We start from the raw sequence: 20,530 nt of genomic DNA, 5'->3' as shown, positions 1-20,530 counted from the left end.
CCGCGCGGGTTTCGCGCACTGGTGGGATAGGTGGGCTTCCCGTAAGGTGCCCGGGTGAGCCCTGTCACGATTCGGACGGCGCGAGGGACGAGGGCGACCATGCGGCCTGTGCAACCGGCGGAACTCACGGCCTGCGACAAGGAGCCGATCCACATCCTCGGCACGTTGCAGCCGCACGGCTTCCTGCTGGCGCTCGAAGGACCGGCCTTGCGCGTCGCCCAGGCCAGCGCCAACCTGCCGGACCTGCCCGGCCGCCCGGCGGCGAGGGCCCACGGCAAGCCGCTCGCCGAGGCGATGCCGGAGATCGGGGCGCCGCTGATCGAGGCGCTGACGACCCAGCTCGACCACGACGGCGCGGCCTATCTCGGCGTGCTTGCCCTCGAGACCGGCGAGGGCCCGCGCCTCTACGACCTCGCCGCCCACCGCTCGGGCGAGCGCACGGTGCTCGAATTCGAGGAGAATGCCGGCGAGACCGCGGCCTCCGGCAGCCTCGACACGCTCTACCCGCGCCTGCGGGCCTTCATCGAGGCGCTGCACGGCGCTTCCAGCGTCGAGGAGCTGTGCGGGCTTCTCGCCGCCGACATCCGCCTGCTCACCGGGTTCGACCGCGCGCTCGTCTACCGCTTCGACCGCGAGTGGCACGGCACCGTGGTGGCCGAGGACGGCAACGGCGTGCTGCCGTCCTACCTCGACCTGCGCTTTCCGGCCTCCGACATCCCGGCCCAGGCCCGCGAGCTCTACCGCCGCAACCGCCTGCGCATCATCCCCGACGCCGGCTACGAGCCGGTGCCGCTGGTGCCGCCCCTGTCGCCGACGACCGGACAGCCCCTCGACCTCGGCCAGTCGATCCTGCGCAGCGTCTCGCCGGTCCACGTCGAGTACATGCGCAACATGGGCACCATGGCGTCGATGTCGATCTCGATCCTGGTCGAGGGCGCGCTGTGGGGCCTGATCTCCTGCCACAACAAGACGCCGCGGCGGGTGCCGCTCCAGACCCGCAACGCCTGCGACATCCTCACCCAGACCTTCGCGCTGCAGCTCGCCGCCAAGGAGCGCGGGGCGCTCTCCGAGCAGCGCCTGGCGCTGGGGGCGATCCAGTCGCGGCTGCTCGGCTTCATGGCCGAGGAGGAGACCTTCGTCCAGGGCTTCCTCAACCACCCCGAGGACGTGCTGGCGATGGCCAATGCCGGCGGCGCGGCGATCGTCACCGACCATCGCTGCCACCTGATGGGCCGCACCCCCTCCGAGCGGCAGGTGCGGGCGGTCTACGAGTGGCTCTCGGCCGAGCATGGCGGCGAGGCGGTGCACGTCACCGACGCGCTGGGCGAGGAATTCCCGCCGGCGCGCACCATCGCCGACACCGCGAGCGGGCTCCTCGCCATCTCGATCTCGGAGAAGTACGCCAGCTACGTGATGTGGTTCCGGCCCGAGGTGGTGCAGACCGTGCGCTGGGGCGGCGAGCCGAGGAAGGTCACCTCCAAGGACCCGGCCGGCGGCCCCGACCGGCTGCACCCGCGCAAATCCTTCGAGACCTGGAAGGAGACCCTGCAGGGCCGCTCCCTGCCCTGGACCGTGCCGGAGGTCGACACCGCCAAGGACCTGCGCGCCGCGGTGCTCGGCATCGTGCTGCGCCGGGCCGAGGAGCTGGCGGCCCTCACCGAGGAGTTGCAGCGCTCGAACAAGGAGCTTGAGGCGTTCTCGTACTCGGTCAGCCACGACCTGCGGGCGCCGTTCCGCCACATCGTCGGCTACGCCGAGCTCCTGCGCTCGCGCGAGGGAGAGAAGTTCTCGGAGCGCGGCCGGCGCTACGTCGACACCATCATCGAGGCGGCGTTCTCCGCCGGCACCCTGGTCGACAACCTGCTGACCTTCTCGCAGATGGGCCGCAACGCCCTCAACCGCATCTCCTGCGACATGAACCAGCTCGTCGAGGACGTGCGCCGGAAGATGATCCGCGACATCCCGCTCGAGCGGGCGATCCGCTGGCAGGTCGGGCCGCTCGGCCGGGCCCAGGCCGACCCGGTGATGATGCGCCTGGTGATCGAGAACCTGCTCTCCAACGCGGTCAAGTACACCCGCGGCCGCTCTGAAGCGGTGATCGAGGTCTCCCGCGAGGCCGACCGCGACGGCGAGGCGGTGTTCGCCGTGCGCGACAACGGCGTCGGCTTCGACATGGCCTATGTCGGCAAGCTGTTCGGCGTGTTCCAGCGCCTGCACCGGGTCGAGGAGTTCGAGGGGACCGGCATCGGGCTTGCGAATGTCCGCCGCATCGTCGAGCGTCACGGTGGACAGGTCTGGGCCGAGGGCGTCCTCGGCCAGGGCGCGACCTTCCACTTCACGCTCCCCATCCGTTAGAGAGCGCCATGGCCGACCTCAAGCCGATCCTCCTCGTCGAGGACAACCCCAACGACATCGAGCTCACCCTCGCGGCGCTCGAGAAGAGCCAGCTGGCGAACAAGATCGTCATCTGCCGCGACGGGGCCGAGGCGCTGGAATTCCTGCGCCGCCAGGGCCCGCACGCCGACCGGCCGGTGCAGGACCCGGCGGTCGTGCTGCTCGACCTGAAGCTGCCGAAGGTCGACGGGCTCGAGGTGCTGGCGGCGGTGAAGGGCGACCCGAAGATGCGGGCGATCCCGATCGTGATGCTGACCTCGTCGCGGGAGGAGAGCGACCTCGTGCGCTCCTACCAGCTCGGCGTGAACGCCTTCGTGGTCAAGCCGGTCGGGTTCAAGGAGTTCTTCGAGGCGATCCAGGACCTCGGCGTGTTCTGGGCCGTCCTCAACGAGCCGCCGCCCCACCGCGCCGATTGGGCCACCGGTGAGTGAGGCGATCGCGCCGGAGGACGGCGCCGCCCCCTTGCGCATCCTGCTGCTTGAGGACAGCGACCTCGACACCGAACTGCTCTGCGCCGTCCTGGAGGATGCGCGGCTCGCCATCGTTCTCGACCGGGTGATCACCCGCGACGCCTTCACCGCGGCCACGCTCCAGCGCCGCCACGACATCATCCTGGCCGATTACGTGCTGCCCGCCTTCGACGGGATGAGCGCGCTCGCCACCGCCCGGGAGACCTGCCCGGACGTCCCGTTCGTGTTCGTCTCCGGCACCCTCGGCGAGGACGTGGCCGTCGAGGCCCTGAAGCACGGCGCCACCGACTACGTGACCAAGCAGCGCCTCGACCGGCTGCCGCGGGTCATCCTGCGGGCCCTCTCGGAGGCCAGCGCCCACCTGCGCCGCGACGCCGCCGAGCAGGCCCTGCGCGACCTCAACGAATCCCTCGAGCAACGCGTCGCGGAGCGCACGCGCGAGCTCGCCGAGACCAACGCCGCGCTCCAGCACCAGATCGCCGAGCGCGAGCGGGTCGAGGACGCCCTGCGCCAGGCCCAGCGGCTCGAGGCGGTGGGCCAGCTCACCAGCGGCGTCGCCCACGACTTCAACAACCTGCTGACCGTGATCGCCGGCAACATCGAGTTCCTGGAGCGCGCGGTCTCGGACGAGCGCTCGAAGCGCCGGCTCGACATGATGCGGGGCGCCGCCGAGCGCGGCGCCCGGCTCACCGCCCAGCTCCTCGCCTTCTCGCGCCGCCAGAAGCTTGCGCCGGTGCCGGTGCAGCTCAACCAGACCGTCGCGTCGATGCGCGACCTGCTGCAGAGCTCGATGGGCGGCTCGGTCCGCATCGAGATGACGCTCCAGCCCGACCTGTGGCCGGCCCTCGTCGACGCGACCCAGATCGAGCTCATCATCCTCAACCTCGCGATCAACGCCCGCGACGCGATGGCGGTCGGCGGCTGCCTGACGATCGAGACCGCCAACGTGCCGCTCATGGCCGAGCCGGGCCGGCCCGAGGAGCCGAACCCCGGCGACTACGCCATGGTGGCGGTGAGCGACACCGGCACCGGGATCGCGCCCGAGGTGCTCGCCCGGGTGTTCGAGCCGTTCTTCACCACCAAGGAGGTCGGCAAGGGCTCGGGCCTCGGCCTCGCCCAGGTCTACGGCTTCGCCAAGCAGTCCGGCGGCGGCGTGCGCATCGAGACGACACCCGGCGAGGGCACCTCGGTGCGGGTCTACCTGCCGCGGGTGGCCGCGGGCGCCGTCCCGCGCGAGTCGCGCCCGGTCGAGATCGACTGCGCGCGGGTCCGCGAGCCCGGCGACCAGCGGGTGATCCTGGTCGTCGACGACGACAGCGCGGTGCGCGACATCACCACGACGCGCCTCGGCGAGGCCGGCTACGCGATCCGCGAGGCGGGCTCGGGCCTCGCGGCGATCCAGGCGCTCGAGGCCGACCCTTGCGTCGACCTCGCGGTGCTCGACTTCGCGATGCCGGGGATGAACGGGGCCGAGGTGGCGACCGTGATCCGCAGCCGCTGGCCGCAGATCCAGATCCTGTTCGTCACCGGCTACGCCGACCACACCGCCCTGTCGCGGATCGAGGGCGGCGGCGAGGACCGGGTGGTGCAGAAGCCGTTCCGCGGCGAGGACCTGGAGCGCAAGGTCGCGTCGATCCTCGACCCGCGACCGCGGCTGACCCTGGTGAGCGGGGGCGCGGAGACGCCGGTGCGGGTGGTCGGTACGGGCCGGGGGTGAGCGCCGTGCACGCGGACGGTCCGCGGCCACAGCGACGGACCATCCACCCTCCTGGTCACTCCGGCGCCGCGGAGGATGTCGAGGCCGTCGAGCGAATTGAACAGTCTTCGAGGGCCCCCCATGTCGGACACCATCACGCTCGACGCCCTGCGGCGGTCCTTCGACGACACCGAGGGCGTCACGGTGCTGCCGCTGGTCCACCCGGGGGAGATCCTGCGCGAGGAGTTCATGGCACCGCTCGGCCTCTCGGCCGGCACGGTCGCCAAGGCTCTCAACCTGCCGCGCTCGCGCATCGAGCGCATCGTCAAGGAAGAGATCGGCATCAGCGCCGACACCGCCTTGCGCCTGAGCCGCTACTTCCGCACTTCGCACCTGTTCTGGCTCAACCTCCCGATCCGTTTCGCGAGCGAGATGCTGCTGGCGGCGATCGGAGCCGAACTCGACGGCATCAGCCCCGTGCCCGACGCCGCGTGACGGCCCTGCGGCGAGGGGCGCCGCGTCAGCAGCGCCGCAGACGCCTCCGATCCGGCATGCTAGGTTCCCCGCGATAAGGACCGGGCCGCACGCTCGGCCGGTCCACGGGAGGATGAACGCCGCATGGCAGGACCCATGGTGACATCCATGGCCGGGGCCCGATCGATCCGTGTCCCCGCGCAGGCGGGAGCGGACGCCGTCCGCCGTCGCATCCCCTCGATCGCGCGAGCCCCGTGTCCCCTTAGCCGGCCTTCGCGGCCGCTCGTGCCTCCCGTTCCGCATCGCATCGCGAGGTTTCCATGACAGTGACCAAGTTCGGTCTCGGCCAGCCCCTGCGCCGGGTCGAGGATCGTCGGCTGATCACCGGCGAGGGCCATTACGGCGACGACCACGCCCCCGAGGGCTGCCTGCACGCGGCTTTGCTGCGCAGCCCGCACGCCCACGCCAGGTTCACCATCACCGACGTCGAGGCCGCGAGAGCGATGCCCGGCGTGCACCTCGTGCTCACCGCCGAGGACGTGGCCGGCCTCGGCGACATCAAGTGCCAAGCGCCGCTGCCGAACAGCGACGGCAGCCAGAACCACGTCGCCAACATCCCGCTGCTCGCCAAGGGCGTCGTCAAGCATATCGGCGACGCCGTCGCCTTCGTGGTCGCCGACACGGTGGCGCAGGCGCGCGACGCCGTCGAGGCGATCGGGATCGACTACGAGGTGCTGCCGGCCGTCGTCGGCATCCGCGGCGCGATCGCGGGCGGCGCCACCGCCGTGTGGGACGAGCAGCCCGACAACGTCTCGTTCGACGCGGCCATGGGCGACAAGGCCCCGGTCGACGCCGCCTTCGCCAAGGCCGCCAAGGTGGTGAAGGTCGAGGTCGAGAACCAGCGCCTCGTCACCAACTACATGGAGACCCGCAGCGTCGTCGCCGAGTACGATGCGGGGGCCAAGCGCTTCACCCTCACCATCCCGAGCCAGGGCGTGCACGGCCTGCGCAAGACGCTGACGGGCGTGCTCGGGGTCGGGAAGGACCAGATCCGGGTCGTCACCGGTGACGTCGGCGGCGGCTTCGGCACCAAGACCTTCACCTACCGCGAGTACCCGCTGGCGGCGGAGGCCGCGCGCCGGCTGAACCGGCCGGTGAAGTGGGTGTCGGAGCGCGGCGAGCACTTCGTCGCCTGCACGCAGGGGCGCGACAACCTCTCGGTCGGCGAGGTCGCGCTCGACGCGGACGGCACCTTCCTCGCCATGCGCTTCGACGTGATCGGCGATCTCGGCGCCTACCTGTCGCAGTACGGGCCCTACATCCCCTACCTCGGCGCCACGATGCTGACCGGCGTCTACAAGACCCCGGCGGTCTACGTGCGGGTGCGCGGCGTCTACACCAACACCGTGCCGGTCGACGCCTATCGCGGCGCCGGGCGGCCGGAGGCGGCCTACCTGATCGAGCGCCTGGTCGACCGGGCGGCGCGGGAGACCGGGATGTCGCCGGCCGAGATCCGCCGGCGCAACTTCATCCCGCCGAGCGCGATGCCCTACACCACCCCGATCGGCGACCGCACCTACGACACCGGCGACTTCGCCGCCCATATGGGCCGCGCCATCGAGGCGGCGGACTGGAACGGATTCGAGGCCCGCGCCGCGGAATCGCAGCGCAACGGCCTCGTGCGCGGCATCGGGCTCGCCACCTACATCGAGTGCACCGCCTGGGGCGAGGGCGAGGACGTCAAGATCACCCTCGACAAGGACGGCGGCGCCACCGTCTATGTCGGCACCCAGTCGAACGGGCAGGGCCACGCCACCGCCTACGCCCAGTTCGCGGCCGAGCATCTCGACCTGCCGCTGGAGCGCATCCGGATGGTGCAGGGCGACACCGACAAGGTCGCCACGGGCGCCGGCACCGGCGGCTCGCGCTCGATTCCCGTCGGGGGCATCTCGGTGGGCGCCGCGTCGAAGAACCTCGCCGGCAAGCTCAAGGAACTCGCCTCCGAGGAGCTGGAGGCAGGCGTCCAGGATCTCGAGATCGCCGAGGGCGCGGTGAGGGTTGCCGGCACCGACCGGTCGATCGACTTCGCGGCGCTGGCGAACCTGCCCAAGGCCAGCGAGGCGGCGCTGACCGGCCAGGGCGACTTCGTGCCGCCGAGCGCGACCTACCCCAACGGCACCCACGTCGCCGAGGTCGAGATCGACCCCGAGACCGGCATCACCACGATCGTGCGCTACACCGTGTGCGACGATTTCGGCATCGTGGTGAACCCGCTGCTGCTCGCCGGCCAGGTCCATGGCGGGGTGGTGCAGGGCATCGGCCAGGCGCTGCACGAGCGCACGGTCTACGACGACGACGGCCAGCTCCTGACCGCGAGCTTCATGGACTACGCGATGCCGCGGGCCGGCGACGTGCCGTTCTTCCACTTCGAGACGAAGAACGTGCCATCGACCACCAACCCGATGGGCATCAAGGGCGCGGGCGAGGCCGGCAGCATCGGCTCCTGCCCGGCGATCATGAACGCGGTGGTCGACGCCCTCGACCGCAGCGTGGGCCTGCGCGACATCGACATGCCGGCGACCCCGGCCCGGATGTTCGCGGCGCTGGAGCCCCTGCGCAAGGCGGCCGCCGCCTGACGGCGACGGCTCTGACGATGGGATGCGGCGCCCGGCCACGAGGCCGGGCGCCGTTTCCTTTGCGGTGACCAGGGGCCGCTCAGGTATAGACCCCCGGCGCCGTGGCAGCCGCGAAGGCGCCGTCGCCCGCCTGCACCGCGCGGCCCTCGCCGGCGCCGTACTGCAGGAAGTGCTCCAGCGGGTTGATGCCGGCCGCCGCCACGTCGGGATTGGCCGCCAGGTAGGCCTTGGTGTCGAAATTGGCCGAGGGGTCGCGGCCCTCCTTCCAGCCATATTGCAGGTAGTGCTGGAGCGGGTCGATGCCGGCCGCCGCCACGTCGCCGTAGGCGGCGAGATAGCCCTTGGTGTCGAAATAGGCGTTGGGGTCGCGGCCTTCCTTCCAGCCATACTGGCCGAAATGCGCCTCCGCATCCTGGCCGGCGAGCAGCACGTCGGTGTACTGGCTGAGATAGAACAGGTCGTCGACCGCGGCGTTGCCGTCGGCCTGGACGATGGTGCGGTCGGAGAACTCGAAGACTTCGGTGTTCCTGACCTCGTCGGTGCCCGTCGCCCCGTCGAAGGTCGCGAGCGACCCGGACGACGTGACGCGAAGGTCGCGGAAGGCCGCGTCGAACACCGCCGTGTCGGTGCCGACCGCGCCGTCGAGCCGGTCGTTGCCCGGCCCGCCGTTCATCCGGTCGTTGCCGTAATCGCCGAACAGCACGTCGTTGCCGGCGTCGCCCAGCAGCGTGTCGTTGCCGAGGTCGCCGTCGACGAGGTCGTCGCCGTCGCCGCCGCTCACCAGGTCGTCGTCCTCGCCGCCGGCGACGAAGTCGTTGCCGGCCTCGCCGAACACCTGGTCGTTGCCCTGCTCGCCGACGAAGAAGTCGTTGCCGGCACCGCCATAGATCGTGTCGTTGCCCGGGTTGCCGGCGGCGTAGTCGTCGCCGTCCTGGCCGTAGATCAGGTCGTCGCCGGCCTCGCCGATGAGCTGGTCGACGCCCGCGCCGCCGTAGATGACGTCGTTGCCGGGCCCGCCGGCGATGTAGTCGATGTCGGCCCCGCCGGTGATGACGTCGTTGCCGTCCTGCCCGTCGATGCGGTTGAAGCCGCCCGGATCGGTGATCGTGTCGTCACCGAGGAGGCCGAGGATGACGTCGTTGGCAGCCGTGCCGGTGAGGGCGTCGTTGCCGTTCGTGCCGGTGATCGTGGCCATGCTTCATCCTTCCGAGGATTGGACAGGAGTTGCGACGGCGCAAACCTATAGATATGAAGAGATCGAACCTTGATCCAGATTAATCAATGAATATTTCTGATTACAACGAGCAACATCGGGACCATTACAACGAAATATGCTGGAGATGCGCGAATTCCAGCGGCGCAGATGCCTGCGCCGCCGTGCCTGCCACGCGGAAGCGAGGGAGGCGCTGCACCGGCGCCTCCCGAATCGGCTGGGTCAGGCCGCCTTGCCCGATCTGGACGAGCCGGATTTGGACGAACCGGACTCGCCGCCCTGCGCACCCTCGGCGTTCAGGCGCTCGGCGAGGTCGGTCAGGAGCTGGTCGGTCTTCTTCTCTTCCTGGAGCGTCTCGTCGAGGAGCCGGGCGGCGTCCTCGTGGCCGAGCTGGAGCGCCCAGGTCTTCAGCGTGCCGTAGCGGGCGATCTCGTAGTGTTCGAGGGCCTGGGCCGAGGCGGCCAGCACCGCATCCGCGGCCGGGCCGTCGCCGAAATCCTCCAGGTCCTCCTCCATCTCGCTCGTCAGGCCCTGCATCGCCTCGCAGGTCTTGCCGCGGGCGGGCTTGCCGATGATGTCGAAGACCTGCTGGATCCGCTCGACCTGGGTCGCGCTCTCCTCGGCATGGGTCTCGAAGGCCTGCCGCAACTCCTCGTGTTGCGCCGACTTGGCCGCCTTCTTCAGCGCACGGACCGATTGCCGCTCGGCATAGTACACGTCCTTGAGCGTCTCGTAGAACGCGTCCTGCAATGTCTTCTGCTTGGTTGCCATACGCGCGCCTGCCTTGACTGAAGGTCAACTGACCCGATCGCCGGCTCGTCGAACCGGGATCGCAGGCAGAACGCGTGGAATCTGGCAGGGGTCCGGACGCAATCGTGGAAAACGTCGATTCGGGAGCGGGCCGGCACCCCCGCCGCCGGGGCGATCGTCCCCGGCGGCGGTCGCACTCCGGGTGGGGTCAGCAGGACAGCTTGCGGCCCTCGCGGAAGCCGTGGACCTGGAAGTGCTTCTGGCCCGATTCCATCTTGCCGGCGAGCACGGCGCGGGCCACGTCCGGGTTGCAGCGCAGGTACTCGCGCTCGTTGAAGGCGACGCCGCCACGGCTGCGCTCGCCGTAATCCCGGTCGCGGTCGCGGGAGCCGTAGTCGCGCTCGCGGCCGCGATAGTCGTCGCGCCGGCCGTAATCGTCGCGGCGGTCGCGATACTCGCCGCGGTCGCGGTAATCGCTGTCGCGGCCGCGATAGTCGCGGTCCCGGTAGTCGCCGCGGTCGCGGTAGCCATAATCGGGGCTGCCATAGGGCTGGGCCACGGCGGTGCCCACCGCGCCGATCAGGCCCAATCCAACGACCGCCATCATACCGAGCTTCTTCATCGTCCGTCGTCCCCCTTCACAAGGCGCTTCGTCGCCGCTCGGGAAAGCTAGAGCAATCCGGCCCGATGGGGATAGCGCCGTCGTGCCCCGGACGGAGCGGCCGTCTACGGAGGAACCGTCACGCCCCGTCGTAGAGGTGGCAGGCGACCGCCCGGCCCGGCGCCGCCTCGCGCAGAGCGGGCGCCTCGGCGCGGCAGCGGTCGACGGCGTGCGGGCAGCGGGGGTGGAAGTGGCAGCCCGGCGGCGGCTTGAGCGGGGAGGGCGGCTCGCCCTCCTGGAAGCTCATCGCCACCGGCCGCTCCGGGTCCGGCACCGGCGAGGAGGCCTTGAGGAGCCGGGTGTAGGGGTGCAGCGGCTCCTCGAAGAGCGGGCCGACCGGGCCGGTCTCGACCACGCGGCCGAGATACATCACGCTCACCCGCTGGCAGAAGTGCCGGACCACGCCGAGATCGTGCGAGATGAACACGAAGGCGAGGGTCCGGGCCTGGCGCAAGCTTCCGAGCAGCCGCAGGATCTGCGCCTGGACCGAGACGTCGAGGGCCGAGACCGGCTCGTCGGCGAAGATCAGGTCGGGCCCGAGCGCGAGCGCCCGGGCGATGCCGATGCGCTGGCGCTGGCCGCCGGAGAATTCGTGGGGAAAGCGCGCGGCGGCGCTCGCCGGCAGGCCGACCTCGGCCAGCAGCGCGCCGACCCGCTCGGACGCCTCCGCCCCGCGGGCGAGGCCGTGCACCCGCAGCGGCTCGGCCAGCGCCTCGCCGATGCGCTGGCGCGGATCGAGAGAGGAGGCGGGGTCCTGGAACACGATCTGCATCCGCCGCCGCAGGCGCCGCATCGCGCCGCCGGAGGCCGCCAGCACGTCCTGCCCGTCGAAGCGGACGCTGCCGCCGTCGGCCTCGGTGAGGCGCAGCGCCACCCGCGCCGTGGTGGACTTGCCGCAGCCCGACTCGCCGACGATGCCGAGCGCTTCGCCGCGGGCGACCTGGAACGAGACCCGGTCGAGGGCGCGCACGAGGCTCGTCCTCGCGACCGGGAAGCCGCGGCGGATGGTGAAGGTCTTCGAGAGGTCCTCGACCTCGAGCAGCGGCGAGGTGATCGTGCTCGTGATCGTGCTCATGCGGCCCTCACCCAGCAGCGCACCGCGTGGTCGGGCGCGCCCGTCAGCGGCACGAGCGGCGGGCGCTCGCGGCAGCGCTCCTCGCGCAGCGAGCACCGGCCCTGGAAGCGGCAACCCTCCGGCATCTCCGGCAGGGTCGGCACCGTGCCGGGGATCGCCGCCAGTTCCTGCACCCGGTCGACGCGGGGCATCGCCTGGAGCAGGCCTTCCGCGTAGGGGTGGGTCGGCCGGGCGAAGAAGGCGCGTACCGGCGCGCTCTCGACCACGTCGCCGCCATACATCACCATCACCCGGTCGGCGACCGAGGCGACGACGCCGAGATTGTGGGTGATGAGCAGCACCGCCAGCCCCTCGCGGCGCTGGATGTCGGCGAGGAGAGCCAGCACCTGCGCCTGGATGGTGACGTCGAGGGCCGTCGTCGGCTCGTCGGCGATCAGCACGCGGGGCGAGCAGGCGAGCGCCATCGCGATCATCACCCGCTGGCGCATGCCGCCGGAGAACTGGTGCGGGTAGGCGTCGATGCGCTCGGCCGCCGAGGGCACCCGCACCCGTTCGAGGAGGGCGACCGCCTTCTCGCGGGCCGCCGCCTTCGACAGGCCGCGATGGCGCCGCAGCGCCTCGGCGATCTGGAAGCCGATGGTCAGGACCGGATTGAGCGAGGTCATCGGCTCCTGGAAGATCATCGCCAGGCGGTCGCCGCGCATCGCCTCGCGCTCAGCCTCCGAGGCCGCCCGCATGTCGGTGCCGTCGACCACGATCGCGCCGGCGGCGACCCGGCCGACCTTGGGAGCGAGCAGCCCCATCACCGAGAGGGCGGTGAGGCTCTTGCCGCAGCCCGATTCGCCGACGAGGGCCAGGGTCTCACCCCCGGAGACCGAGAACGACACCTCGCGCACCGCATCGTACCATGTGCCGCCGACCCGGATCTGGGTGGTCAGCCCCTCGACCCGCAGGAGATCGGGTGTGGTCATGGTGCCCCCCGCGGGTCGGTGGCGTCGCGCAAGCCATCGCCGATCAGGTTGAGGCCGACCATCACGGCGAGGATGGCGAGGCTCGGGAAGATCGACAGCCAGGGCGCGTCGAGGAGGTTGTCGAAGCCCTCGCGCACGATGCTGCCCCAGGTGGCCGTGGGTGGCGGCACGCCGAGCCCGATGAAGGCCAGCGTCGATTCGGTGCGGATCGCGGTGGCGAGCCAGAGGGATGCCAGCACCACCACCTCGTCGAGGATGTTCGGCAGGATGTGGCCGAACATGATGCGGAGGTCGGAGTAGCCGAGCGCCCGGCAGGCATCGACGAAGTCGCGCTGGCGCATGGCGAGCGTCGAGCCCCGGGCGATGCGGATGAAGGCCGGGATCGCCGTGACCGCGATGGCGAGGATCAGGTTGCCGAGGCTCGGGCCGAGCACCGCCACCAGCATCAGCCCCATGATGAGCTGGGGGAAGCTGAGCAGCACGTCGGTGGCCGCCGTGATGAGCCGGTCGGTCCAGCCGCCGAAATAGCCGGCGACGACCCCGATCACCGTGCCGACGACGACCCCGATGGCGGTGGCGAGGAAGCCGACCGAGAGCGAGATCCGGGCGCCCCAGATCACCCGCGAGAGCACGTCGCGGCCGAAGAAGTCGGTGCCGAACCAGTGCTCGGCCGACGGCCCCATCAGGGCGGCGACCGGGTCCTGCTCGTTGGGATCGTACGGCGCGATCCACGGCGCGAGGAGGGCGAGGACGATGACCGCGAGCACCGTGACGGCGCCGATCATCAGGCCCGGCGAGCGGGTGGCCCGGCGCCAGGCGCTCGGGGCGGCGGAGGCGGCGCTCGCGCTCATTGGGCCGAGACCCGCGGATCGACGAGGCCGTAGGTGATGTCGGTGAGCACGTTGGCGACCACGATGGCGAAGGCGGAGACGACCATCAGGCCCTGCAGCAGGCTGTAGTCGCGCTGCGTCAGCGCGGTGACGATCAGCTTGCCGAGGCCGGGGCGGTTGAACACGATCTCGGTCAGCACCGCGTTGCCGATCAGCACCCCGAGATAGAGCCCGACCACGGTGACGACCGGCACCAGCACGTTGCGGAGCGCGTGGCGCCAGACCACGATCCGGGCCGGCATGCCCTTGGCGCGGGCGGTGCGAACGTAGTCTTCGCCGAGCGCCTTCAGCATGCCCGAGCGGGTGACGCGGGTGACGTAGGCGACCATCAGGAGGCCGAGATTGAGCGCCGGCAGCACCAGGGCGCCGAGCCGGTCGAGGATCCCGCCGGTGCGCGGGGTCGAGATCACCGGAAACCAGCGCAGCTGCACGGCGAACGCGATCAGCAGCAGGATCCCCGAGACGAAGGCCGGGAACGACACGCCGGCGAGCGACACGATGCGGGCGATCCAGTCGGCGACCCCGTCGCGCCGCCGCGCCGCGACCACGCCGAGCGGCACGCCGACCCCGACGCCGATGGCGATCGCCGCGAGCGTCAGCTCGATCGTGTAGGGCAGGACGTGCGCGACGTCCTCCAGCACCGGCCGGTTGGTGGTGAGCGAGCGGCCGATATCACCGGTGGCGACCTGGCCCATGAAGCTGAGGTACTGGACGACAATGGGCTTATCCAACCCGAGCTTGCCCCGCAGGTCGGCCCGGGCGGAGGCGCTCGCCTGGTCGCCGAGGATCACGATGGTCGGATCGCCCGGTACCACCCGCACGAGCACGAACACCACGGTCAGCACCGCCACCAGCGTCGGGATCGCCAGGAGGAAGCGCTTGAGGATGAACTGGAGCATGGGGCGGGCCGGGGGTTGGAGGAATCACGTCGTCGGACGAGACGCGGGTCTCTCCTCTCCCCGCGGGCGGGGAGAGGCCTGAGCTCCGAAGGGGCTCAGGGAGCCCGAAGGGCGGGGGTGAGGGGGTGTCTCCGGATGAGGCTCCTCCGGAAATACCCCCTCACCATCGGCTGCCGCCTCGCTCCGTCGACGACAAGGTCGCCGGAGCCCTCTCCCCGCCCGCGGGGAGAGGGGATGCGCACGACCTACCGTGAACAACGAGCAAGTCGCGCGTCGAGAAAGACTTACTTCTTGTCCGTCGCTTCCGTGATCACCGGGCCTAAGTGGATCGCGCCCTTGAAGTCGTAGCCGTAATCGACCGTCTTGCGGTGCGCCCAGACCTGCAAGCCTTCCGAGAGCGGCACGGCGCAGACCTGCTCGATGATCTTCACCTGAGCCGTCTTCCACAAAGCCTTCTGCTTCTCCGGGTCGGGCTCGGTGCGGGCCGCCCGGATCTCGGCGTCGGCCGCGTTGCAGTGGGAGAAGTTGGTCACCGCCGTCGGCGTGCCGACCGTCGAGGCCGAATCGAAGAACTGGGTCAGGTAGGTGTCGGCGACCGGAAAGCGCGCCGCGGCGTAGTAGACCGCGTCCGACAGGTCCTTGCGGATCTGGGCGTGGAAGGTCTGGTGGTCGACCACGTCGAGCTTCAGCTCGATGCCGGCCTTCTTGAGCTGGCCCTGCACGATCTGCATCGCGGTCAGCATGGTCGGCAGGCTGGTCTGGATCGCCGTGATGGTGATCCCGTTCGGGTGGCCGGCCTCGGCCAGCAGCGCCTTGGCCTTGGCGAGGTCGTACGCCGGCAGCGGCGCCGTGTCGTCGGTGCCGAGATAGCCCTTGGGGATGATCGACACCGCCGGCTCGGTGACGCTGGCGCCCTTGAACTGGACGATCTGCGCCTGGCTGACCGCGTGGGCGATGGCCCGGCGCACCCGCACGTCGTCGAGGGGCTTGTGGCTGGTGTTGAGGTGGAGGAGCGACAGCTCCGCCGGCCGCACGATGTCGACCGAGACGTCCGCCTCGCGGCCGAACCGATCGGCCCAGCGCTGGTCCTGGCGGCCGTAGACGATGTCGAGTTCGCCCGAGGTGAAGGCGAGATCGCGGGCGGCGTCGGCCGGGATCAGCCGGTAGAGGATGCCGCCGAGCTTCGGCTTGCCGCGGAAGTAGTCCGGGTTGGCGGTCAGCCGAACGCTCTCGTTCGGCTTGTACTCGGCGAAGGCGAAGGGCCCGGTGCCGACGGGCTTGAGGCGGAAGTCGTTGCCGAGCGCCTCGACCGCCTTGCGGCTGAGCACGTTGCCGCCGTGGTAGTTCGCCACGAGCCCGAGGAGCGACGGCACCGGATGCTTGAGGGTGATCCGCACCGTGTACGGGTCGACCGCCTCGATGGTGTCGAAGGCGGCGTAGTCGGTCGAGAACGACGAGGTCTTGGGGTCGGCGGCGCGCTTCAACGAGTACACCACGTCGTCGGCGGTCATCTCGCCGTAGCCGCCGTGGAACTTCACGCCCTTGCGCAGCGCGAAGGTCCAGGTGCGGCCGTCCTCCGAGCGGGTCCAGGATTCGGCGAGGTCCGGCTCCAGGGTCTCGAGGCTGGTCGAGCCCGGCTTGAACCGCACCAGCCCGTTGAAGATCCAGGACACGACCGGCTTGTCCTGGGTGCTGGTGGCCCGGAATGGATCGAGCTGGCTGACGTCGGCCGCCGCCATGCCGATCGTCAGGGTCTTGGACGTTTGCGCGAGAGCCGGCCCGGCGGCGAGCAGGGCGAAGGCGAAGAGGACGCGTCTCATCGTGGTGATCCCCCTGTGATTTATCATGGTGTCAGTGTTCGATCTCGCCCTCCGACCGGTACGGCCCGCGCCACGCGGCGAAGCGCTCGATCCGGAACGGCTGGAGGGGGGAGGCGGAGCGCCCCTGCGTCACGAGTTCCGCCAGGATCTCGCCGACGGCCGGGCCGAGCTGGAAACCGTGGCCGGAGAAGCCGAAAGCATGAACCAGGCCGGGCGTGGTCGAGGAGGGCCCGATGACCGGGATGTGGTCGGGCATCTCGCCGTCGAGGCCGCTCCAGCTGCGGATGACCTGGGCGTGGGCGAGGTCCGGGATCAGCGCCAGGGTCTTGGCGCCCGCCGTGAGCGAGACCGCCGGGACCGGCCGGGCGAGGCCGTCGGCGACGTCCGCCGTGCCGCGCCCGCCGCCGAGCACCACGTTGCCGCGCCGGGTCTGGCGCACGTAGACGTCGCCGCCGACGACCCCGATCGAGCGGGTGACGAGTGGGCTGAGCGGCTCGGTCACCACCATGTTGGGGGAGAGCGGCGCCACCGGGGCCGCCTCGCCGAACCAGCCCGCCACGACGCCGCCATAGGCGCCGGCGGCATTGACGAGGCTGCGGCTCTTCACCGTCACCCCCTCGGCCTCGACCGTGAAGCCGGACCCGTCGTGGATCGCGCGGCGTACGGGGGCGTGCTCGCGCACCTCGGCGCCGAGCCGCCGGGCGAGCCGCGCGAAGGCCGGTCCCACCACCCGCGGGTTGGCCTGCCCGTCGGTGGGCGAGAGCGAGGCGCCGACGACCGCCGGGCCGAGCCACGGCATCTCGGCGCGCAGGGCGTTCGGCCCGAGGAGCTGGAGGTCGAGGCCGTGCTCGGCGGCGTCGCGGGCGTAAGCCTCCAGCACCGCCATGTCGGAGTCGGAGCGGGCGAGCTTGATGTGCCCGGTCGCCTCGAACCCGACGTCTTCACCGAGCTTGGCGCTCAGGCCGTCCCACAGCCGGCGGGCACGCTGCGACAGCGGCAGCTCCGAAAAATCGCGGCCCTGCTGGCGCACGCCGCCGAAATTCACCCCGCTGGCGCCGGCGCCGCACAGGCGCTTCTCCAGGACGGCGACGGTGAGCCCGGCCTCGCGCAAGGCCACGGCGGCGGCGCAGGCCGCGGTGCCGCCGCCGATGATCGCGACGTCGACGGTCAGATGCTCCATCACGCCGGCTCCCGCAGCGGGATCGGCTTGATCGGCGCCTGCCCGCGCAGGCGGCCGACCGTCTCGACCGGCACCCGCAAGGTGTGGGCCAGGATCTCGGCGGCGGCGTGGCCGCAGACCCGGCCCTGGCAGCGGCCCATCCCGGCCCGGGTCAGGGCCTTGAGGCGGTTCATCTCGCGGGCGTCCCGCTCGCTCGCGGCCCGCCGCAGGGTGCCGGCGGTGATGCCCTCGCAGCGGCAGACGATCTCGTCGTCGGCAATCGCCTCCACGATGTGGTGCGGGTAGGGATACGCCGCCTCCAGCGCGGCGCGGAAACCCGCCTGCCGGGCGAGGAGCCGGTCGAGCCGGGCCTCACGGGCGGCGTCGCGCGGCCGGCCGAGATCGGCGAGCAGCGTCAGCGCCGTGCGCTCGCCCTGGAGCTCGGCGACGTCCGCCCCGCCGATGCCGCTGCCGTCGCCGGCGAGATACACGTGCGGGTGCGAGGCACGGCCTTCGCCCGAGCGCTCCGGCTGCCATTGCCGCGTCACCGGCTCGAACACGAAGCGGCATCCGGCGAGGTCCGCCGCTTGCGCCTCGCTGCGCAGCCCGAACGAGGCGCCGACCGCGTCGCAGGCGACGCGATGCCGGCGGCCGCGGGAATCCTCGAAGGCCAGGGCCTCGACGTAGCGGGAGCCCTCGACCGCGACCGCCCGCACGCCGGAGCGCACCGGGACGCCGCGCAGGGCGCCCGCCAGGGTGTACCAGACCCCCTTGGCCAGGGTCGCCGGCAGGGCGGCGAGACGCGGGGCCAGCCGCACCTTCGCGCCGAGCGGCGTGACGTCGAGCACCGCGGCGATCTCCGCTCCCGCCTTGGCGTATTGATACGCGACGAGCGGCAGCAGCGGACCGGCCCCGACGAGGGCGACGCGCCGGCCGATCGCCATGCCCTGCGCCTTGAGGGCGATCTGCGCCGCGCCGAGGGTGAAGACGCCGGGCAGGGTCCAGCCCGGGAAGGGCAGGGTGCGGTCCATGGCCCCCGTCGCGAGGACCAGCCGGTCGGCGGCGATCCGGACGTGACCCTCGGGCCCGAGGCAGTCGAGGTCGAAGCCAGCCGGGTCGCGGCCCGAGATCCCCCACACCATCGTGCCGGAGCGATAGTCGATCCGCGACGCCAGCGCATCGGCGAGGTCGTGCAGGGCCTGCGCCCGGCCGGCCTCGAAGCCGTAGAGGCTGGCGGCCGGCCGCTCGGCGCCGGGGGGCGGGCGGCGGTAGATCTGGCCGCCGGCGCGGTGCCCTTCGTCGACGAGGAGCGGGCGCAAGCCCGCCTCGGCCAGCACCTGCGCCGCCCGCAGGCCCGCCGGCCCCGCGCCGACGATCGCGATCACCGGATCAGCCATCGACGCCTCCCGTGACCACCGCCATGCCGGGCTCGACCAGGGTGGTGCAGGTGCGCAGGCGGCGGCCGTCCGCGAGCGTCACCCAGCAATCCTGGCAGGCGCCCATCAGGCACCAGCCGGCCCGTTCGCCGGGCCCGAACTCGAACCGGCGCAAGGAGCGGCGGTGCAGCAGGATCGCCCCGATGAGCAGGTCGCCGGCCTGCGCCTCCGCCGGTACACCGTCGATGGTGAAGGGCACGGCCGGGCCCGGCCGCGGCACGAGGCGCCGAAACAGCCCGGTCACAGCATGTCCTCGTGCCGGCAGTTGAGCAGCAGTTCGGCGACGCTCGCGGTGTTCGGCAGCCGCACCAGCGTCTCGATCACCGCGGCGACGTCCTCGGGCCGGGACATCAGGTCCCGCGGCTGCTTCGTGACGCGCGCGGTCATGTCGGTCTCGACGAAGCCGGGGCAGAAGGCAGTCGCCCGGATGCCGTGCTCCCAGCCCTCGCGCCGCACCGCCTGGGTCAGGCTGACGAGGGCGGCCTTCGCCATGGCGTAGCCGGCATTGTCGTTGCGCACCCGCTTGCCCGAGAGCGAGGCGAGGTTGACGATGCGCCCGGATCCGCAAGCCACGAGGTGCGGCCAGGCCGCCCGGATCACCCGCATCGGCGCCTTGACGTTGACGGCCATCAGCGCGTCGAAGGCGGTCTCGTCGGAATCGAGGAAGCGGGCCATCGGGTTGATGCCGGCGGCGTTCACCAGCACGTCGATCCGGCCGAACGCGTCGAGCGTGGCTCTGGTCCAGGCCTCGGCGGCGCCGGGCTCCGCGGCGTCGTAGCGGCAGGCGTGCCACGGGGCGTCCGCCGAGCGCGGGTCGCGCAGGCCGGCGCTGATCCGGTATCCGGCCCGCGCCAGCCGCTCCGCCACCGCCCGGCCGATGCCGCGCGAGGCGCCCGAGACCATCGCGACCCGTCCCGCCGGCTCAAGCATCGCTGCCGTGCTCCCCCGGTGATCGCCGCATCGAAGAGATCTCCCCGTTCGCGAACCGGAGGATTGATCGTTGTCGTGGCTTGAGCAACAGCTATTTCGACAGGCGAACGATTTTGCCGGCATTCTTTCGCTGGATGAAAATGATGAACGCGAACGACCGGATGGACGCCGATGAAACGAAATCCTCCGAGCGATCCGGGCCGGCGCGCATCGCCGGGCTGCTGCGCCATCTCGGCGAGGCGGGTCCCGGCGGCGCGCGGCTGAGCGCGCTCGCCGCCGCGGCCGGCCTGCCGGCGCCGACGGCGTTGCGCCTGCTGCGGGCCCTCGTCGTCGAGGAACTAGTCGACCTCGATCCGGCGTCGAAGACCTACCGGCTCGGCCTCGGGCTGTTTCGCCTCGCCGCCATGGCCGGCAACCCGCGGGGCCTGCGCGACCTCGCCCGCCCGGCCTTGCTGCGGCTCACGGGTGCCCTCGGCGAGACGGTGTTCCTGATGGTGCGCAGCGGCTACGACGCGGTCTGCATCGACCGCACGGCGGGCCCGCTGCCGATCCGCTCCTTCACCGGCGACATCGGCGGCCGGGTGATGCTCGGCCTCGGGCAGGGGTCGATGGCGATCCTGGCCCACCTGCCGGCGGACGAGCAGGAGGCGGTGATCCGCTACAACCTGCCGCGCATCCGCGAGGCGACGAGCCTCGACGAGGCCTTCCTGCACACCGAGATCGCCCGCACCCGCGCCCTCGGCTACTGCGCCGCGGCCTCGGGCCTGATCCCCGGCATGGCCGGGCTCGGCGTGCCGATCCTCGATGCCGACGGCCGCGCGGTGGCAGCGCTCAGCGTCGGCAGCACGGTCGACCGCCTCGCCGGGGAGCGCCGCGAGGCCATCGCCGGGATGCTCCGGCGCGAGGCGGCCGGGATCGCCGCCGGTCTCAATCCCTTCGACGAGACCCTGCGCCGGGCCGGCGCCGCGATGGAGCGCCCGGCGCCGTGACGGCGGGGCCCCGGAAGGATCCCGGATCGCACGGCCCTCCGACGGAACGCGTCGCGATCGCTCGCGC

At 71.7% G+C, this 20,530-nt stretch carries 18 protein-coding genes; 6 read left to right on the top strand and 12 right to left on the bottom strand.

What is annotated here, in order from left to right; all coding sequences use genetic code 11:
• The first annotated feature begins 99 nt into the window (after positions 1-99).
• From ACS5PV_RS26745 to ACS5PV_RS26725, 5 genes are all read left to right on the top strand, one after another.
• Entirely contained in the window at positions 100-2,355 is a 2,256-nt protein-coding gene (locus ACS5PV_RS26745; protein WP_455398368.1) for an ATP-binding protein, read from the top strand.
• Positions 2,356-2,363: 8 nt separating this feature from the next.
• Positions 2,364-2,825 (top strand): response regulator, encoded by a 462-nt coding sequence (locus ACS5PV_RS26740; RefSeq protein ID WP_455398367.1) that lies wholly within the window; start codon positions 2,364-2,366, stop codon positions 2,823-2,825.
• The gene (locus ACS5PV_RS26735; RefSeq protein ID WP_455398366.1) at positions 2,818-4,581 is read left to right on the top strand and encodes a response regulator; all 1,764 of its coding nucleotides are present in this window, start codon (positions 2,818-2,820) and stop codon (positions 4,579-4,581) included. Before ACS5PV_RS26740 ends, ACS5PV_RS26735 begins: the two co-directional genes overlap by 8 nt.
• A gap of 120 nt (positions 4,582-4,701) precedes the next feature.
• Entirely contained in the window at positions 4,702-5,055 is a 354-nt protein-coding gene (locus tag ACS5PV_RS26730) for a HigA family addiction module antitoxin (RefSeq protein WP_455398365.1), read from the top strand.
• A 299-nt stretch (positions 5,056-5,354) separates the two neighbouring features.
• On the top strand, positions 5,355-7,670 hold the full coding sequence (locus ACS5PV_RS26725; protein WP_455398364.1) for a xanthine dehydrogenase family protein molybdopterin-binding subunit: 2,316 nt from the start codon (positions 5,355-5,357) through the stop codon (positions 7,668-7,670).
• A 79-nt stretch (positions 7,671-7,749) separates the two neighbouring features.
• Here the strand turns inward: ACS5PV_RS26725 and ACS5PV_RS26720 are convergent, their stop codons facing one another.
• The 12 genes from ACS5PV_RS26720 to ACS5PV_RS26665 all read right to left on the bottom strand — a co-directional run bounded on the left by ACS5PV_RS26720 (position 7,750) and on the right by ACS5PV_RS26665 (position 19,474).
• The gene (locus ACS5PV_RS26720; RefSeq protein ID WP_455398363.1) at positions 7,750-8,865 is read right to left on the bottom strand and encodes a calcium-binding protein; all 1,116 of its coding nucleotides are present in this window, start codon (positions 8,863-8,865) and stop codon (positions 7,750-7,752) included.
• A 240-nt stretch (positions 8,866-9,105) separates the two neighbouring features.
• The gene (locus ACS5PV_RS26715) at positions 9,106-9,654 is read right to left on the bottom strand and encodes a YciE/YciF ferroxidase family protein (RefSeq protein WP_455398362.1); all 549 of its coding nucleotides are present in this window, start codon (positions 9,652-9,654) and stop codon (positions 9,106-9,108) included.
• 187 nt (positions 9,655-9,841) lie between these two features.
• Complete coding sequence (locus ACS5PV_RS26710; protein ID WP_455398361.1) at positions 9,842-10,255, bottom strand: hypothetical protein; 414 nt, start codon at positions 10,253-10,255, stop codon at positions 9,842-9,844.
• A 118-nt stretch (positions 10,256-10,373) separates the two neighbouring features.
• Entirely contained in the window at positions 10,374-11,369 is a 996-nt protein-coding gene (locus ACS5PV_RS26705; RefSeq protein WP_455398360.1) for an ABC transporter ATP-binding protein, read from the bottom strand.
• Complete coding sequence (locus ACS5PV_RS26700; protein WP_455398359.1) at positions 11,366-12,340, bottom strand: ABC transporter ATP-binding protein; 975 nt, start codon at positions 12,338-12,340, stop codon at positions 11,366-11,368. The genes ACS5PV_RS26705 and ACS5PV_RS26700 overlap by 4 nt, the downstream gene beginning before the upstream one ends.
• Positions 12,337-13,191 carry an ABC transporter permease gene (locus ACS5PV_RS26695; protein WP_455398358.1) on the bottom strand — a complete coding sequence of 285 codons (855 nt, stop codon included), beginning with the start codon at positions 13,189-13,191 and terminating at the stop codon, positions 12,337-12,339. Before ACS5PV_RS26695 ends, ACS5PV_RS26700 begins: the two co-directional genes overlap by 4 nt.
• Entirely contained in the window at positions 13,188-14,129 is a 942-nt protein-coding gene (locus tag ACS5PV_RS26690) for an ABC transporter permease (RefSeq protein WP_455398357.1), read from the bottom strand. The genes ACS5PV_RS26695 and ACS5PV_RS26690 overlap by 4 nt, the downstream gene beginning before the upstream one ends.
• A gap of 284 nt (positions 14,130-14,413) precedes the next feature.
• On the bottom strand, positions 14,414-15,949 hold the full coding sequence (locus tag ACS5PV_RS26685) for an ABC transporter substrate-binding protein (RefSeq protein ID WP_455398356.1): 1,536 nt from the start codon (positions 15,947-15,949) through the stop codon (positions 14,414-14,416).
• Between the two features lie 31 nt (positions 15,950-15,980).
• The gene (locus ACS5PV_RS26680; protein WP_455398355.1) at positions 15,981-17,129 is read right to left on the bottom strand and encodes an NAD(P)/FAD-dependent oxidoreductase; all 1,149 of its coding nucleotides are present in this window, start codon (positions 17,127-17,129) and stop codon (positions 15,981-15,983) included.
• Positions 17,129-18,505, bottom strand: a complete 1,377-nt coding sequence (locus ACS5PV_RS26675) for an FAD-dependent oxidoreductase (RefSeq protein ID WP_455398354.1) — start codon at positions 18,503-18,505, stop codon at positions 17,129-17,131. Before ACS5PV_RS26675 ends, ACS5PV_RS26680 begins: the two co-directional genes overlap by 1 nt.
• Positions 18,498-18,788, bottom strand: a complete 291-nt coding sequence (locus ACS5PV_RS26670; RefSeq protein WP_455398353.1) for a (2Fe-2S)-binding protein — start codon at positions 18,786-18,788, stop codon at positions 18,498-18,500. The genes ACS5PV_RS26675 and ACS5PV_RS26670 overlap by 8 nt, the downstream gene beginning before the upstream one ends.
• Positions 18,785-19,474 (bottom strand): SDR family NAD(P)-dependent oxidoreductase, encoded by a 690-nt coding sequence (locus ACS5PV_RS26665; RefSeq protein ID WP_455398352.1) that lies wholly within the window; start codon positions 19,472-19,474, stop codon positions 18,785-18,787. Before ACS5PV_RS26665 ends, ACS5PV_RS26670 begins: the two co-directional genes overlap by 4 nt.
• Positions 19,475-19,617: 143 nt before the next feature.
• On the opposite strand from ACS5PV_RS26665, the gene ACS5PV_RS26660 reads away from it, so the two are divergent.
• The gene (locus ACS5PV_RS26660) at positions 19,618-20,463 is read left to right on the top strand and encodes an IclR family transcriptional regulator (protein ID WP_455398351.1); all 846 of its coding nucleotides are present in this window, start codon (positions 19,618-19,620) and stop codon (positions 20,461-20,463) included.
• Positions 20,464-20,530 lie beyond the last annotated feature (67 nt).

The sequence above is a fragment of the Methylobacterium sp. Gmos1 genome, assembly GCF_053764715.1.
The sequence above is the reverse complement of the archived record's forward strand: the minus strand, read 5'-3'. Positions and strand labels throughout refer to the sequence as shown.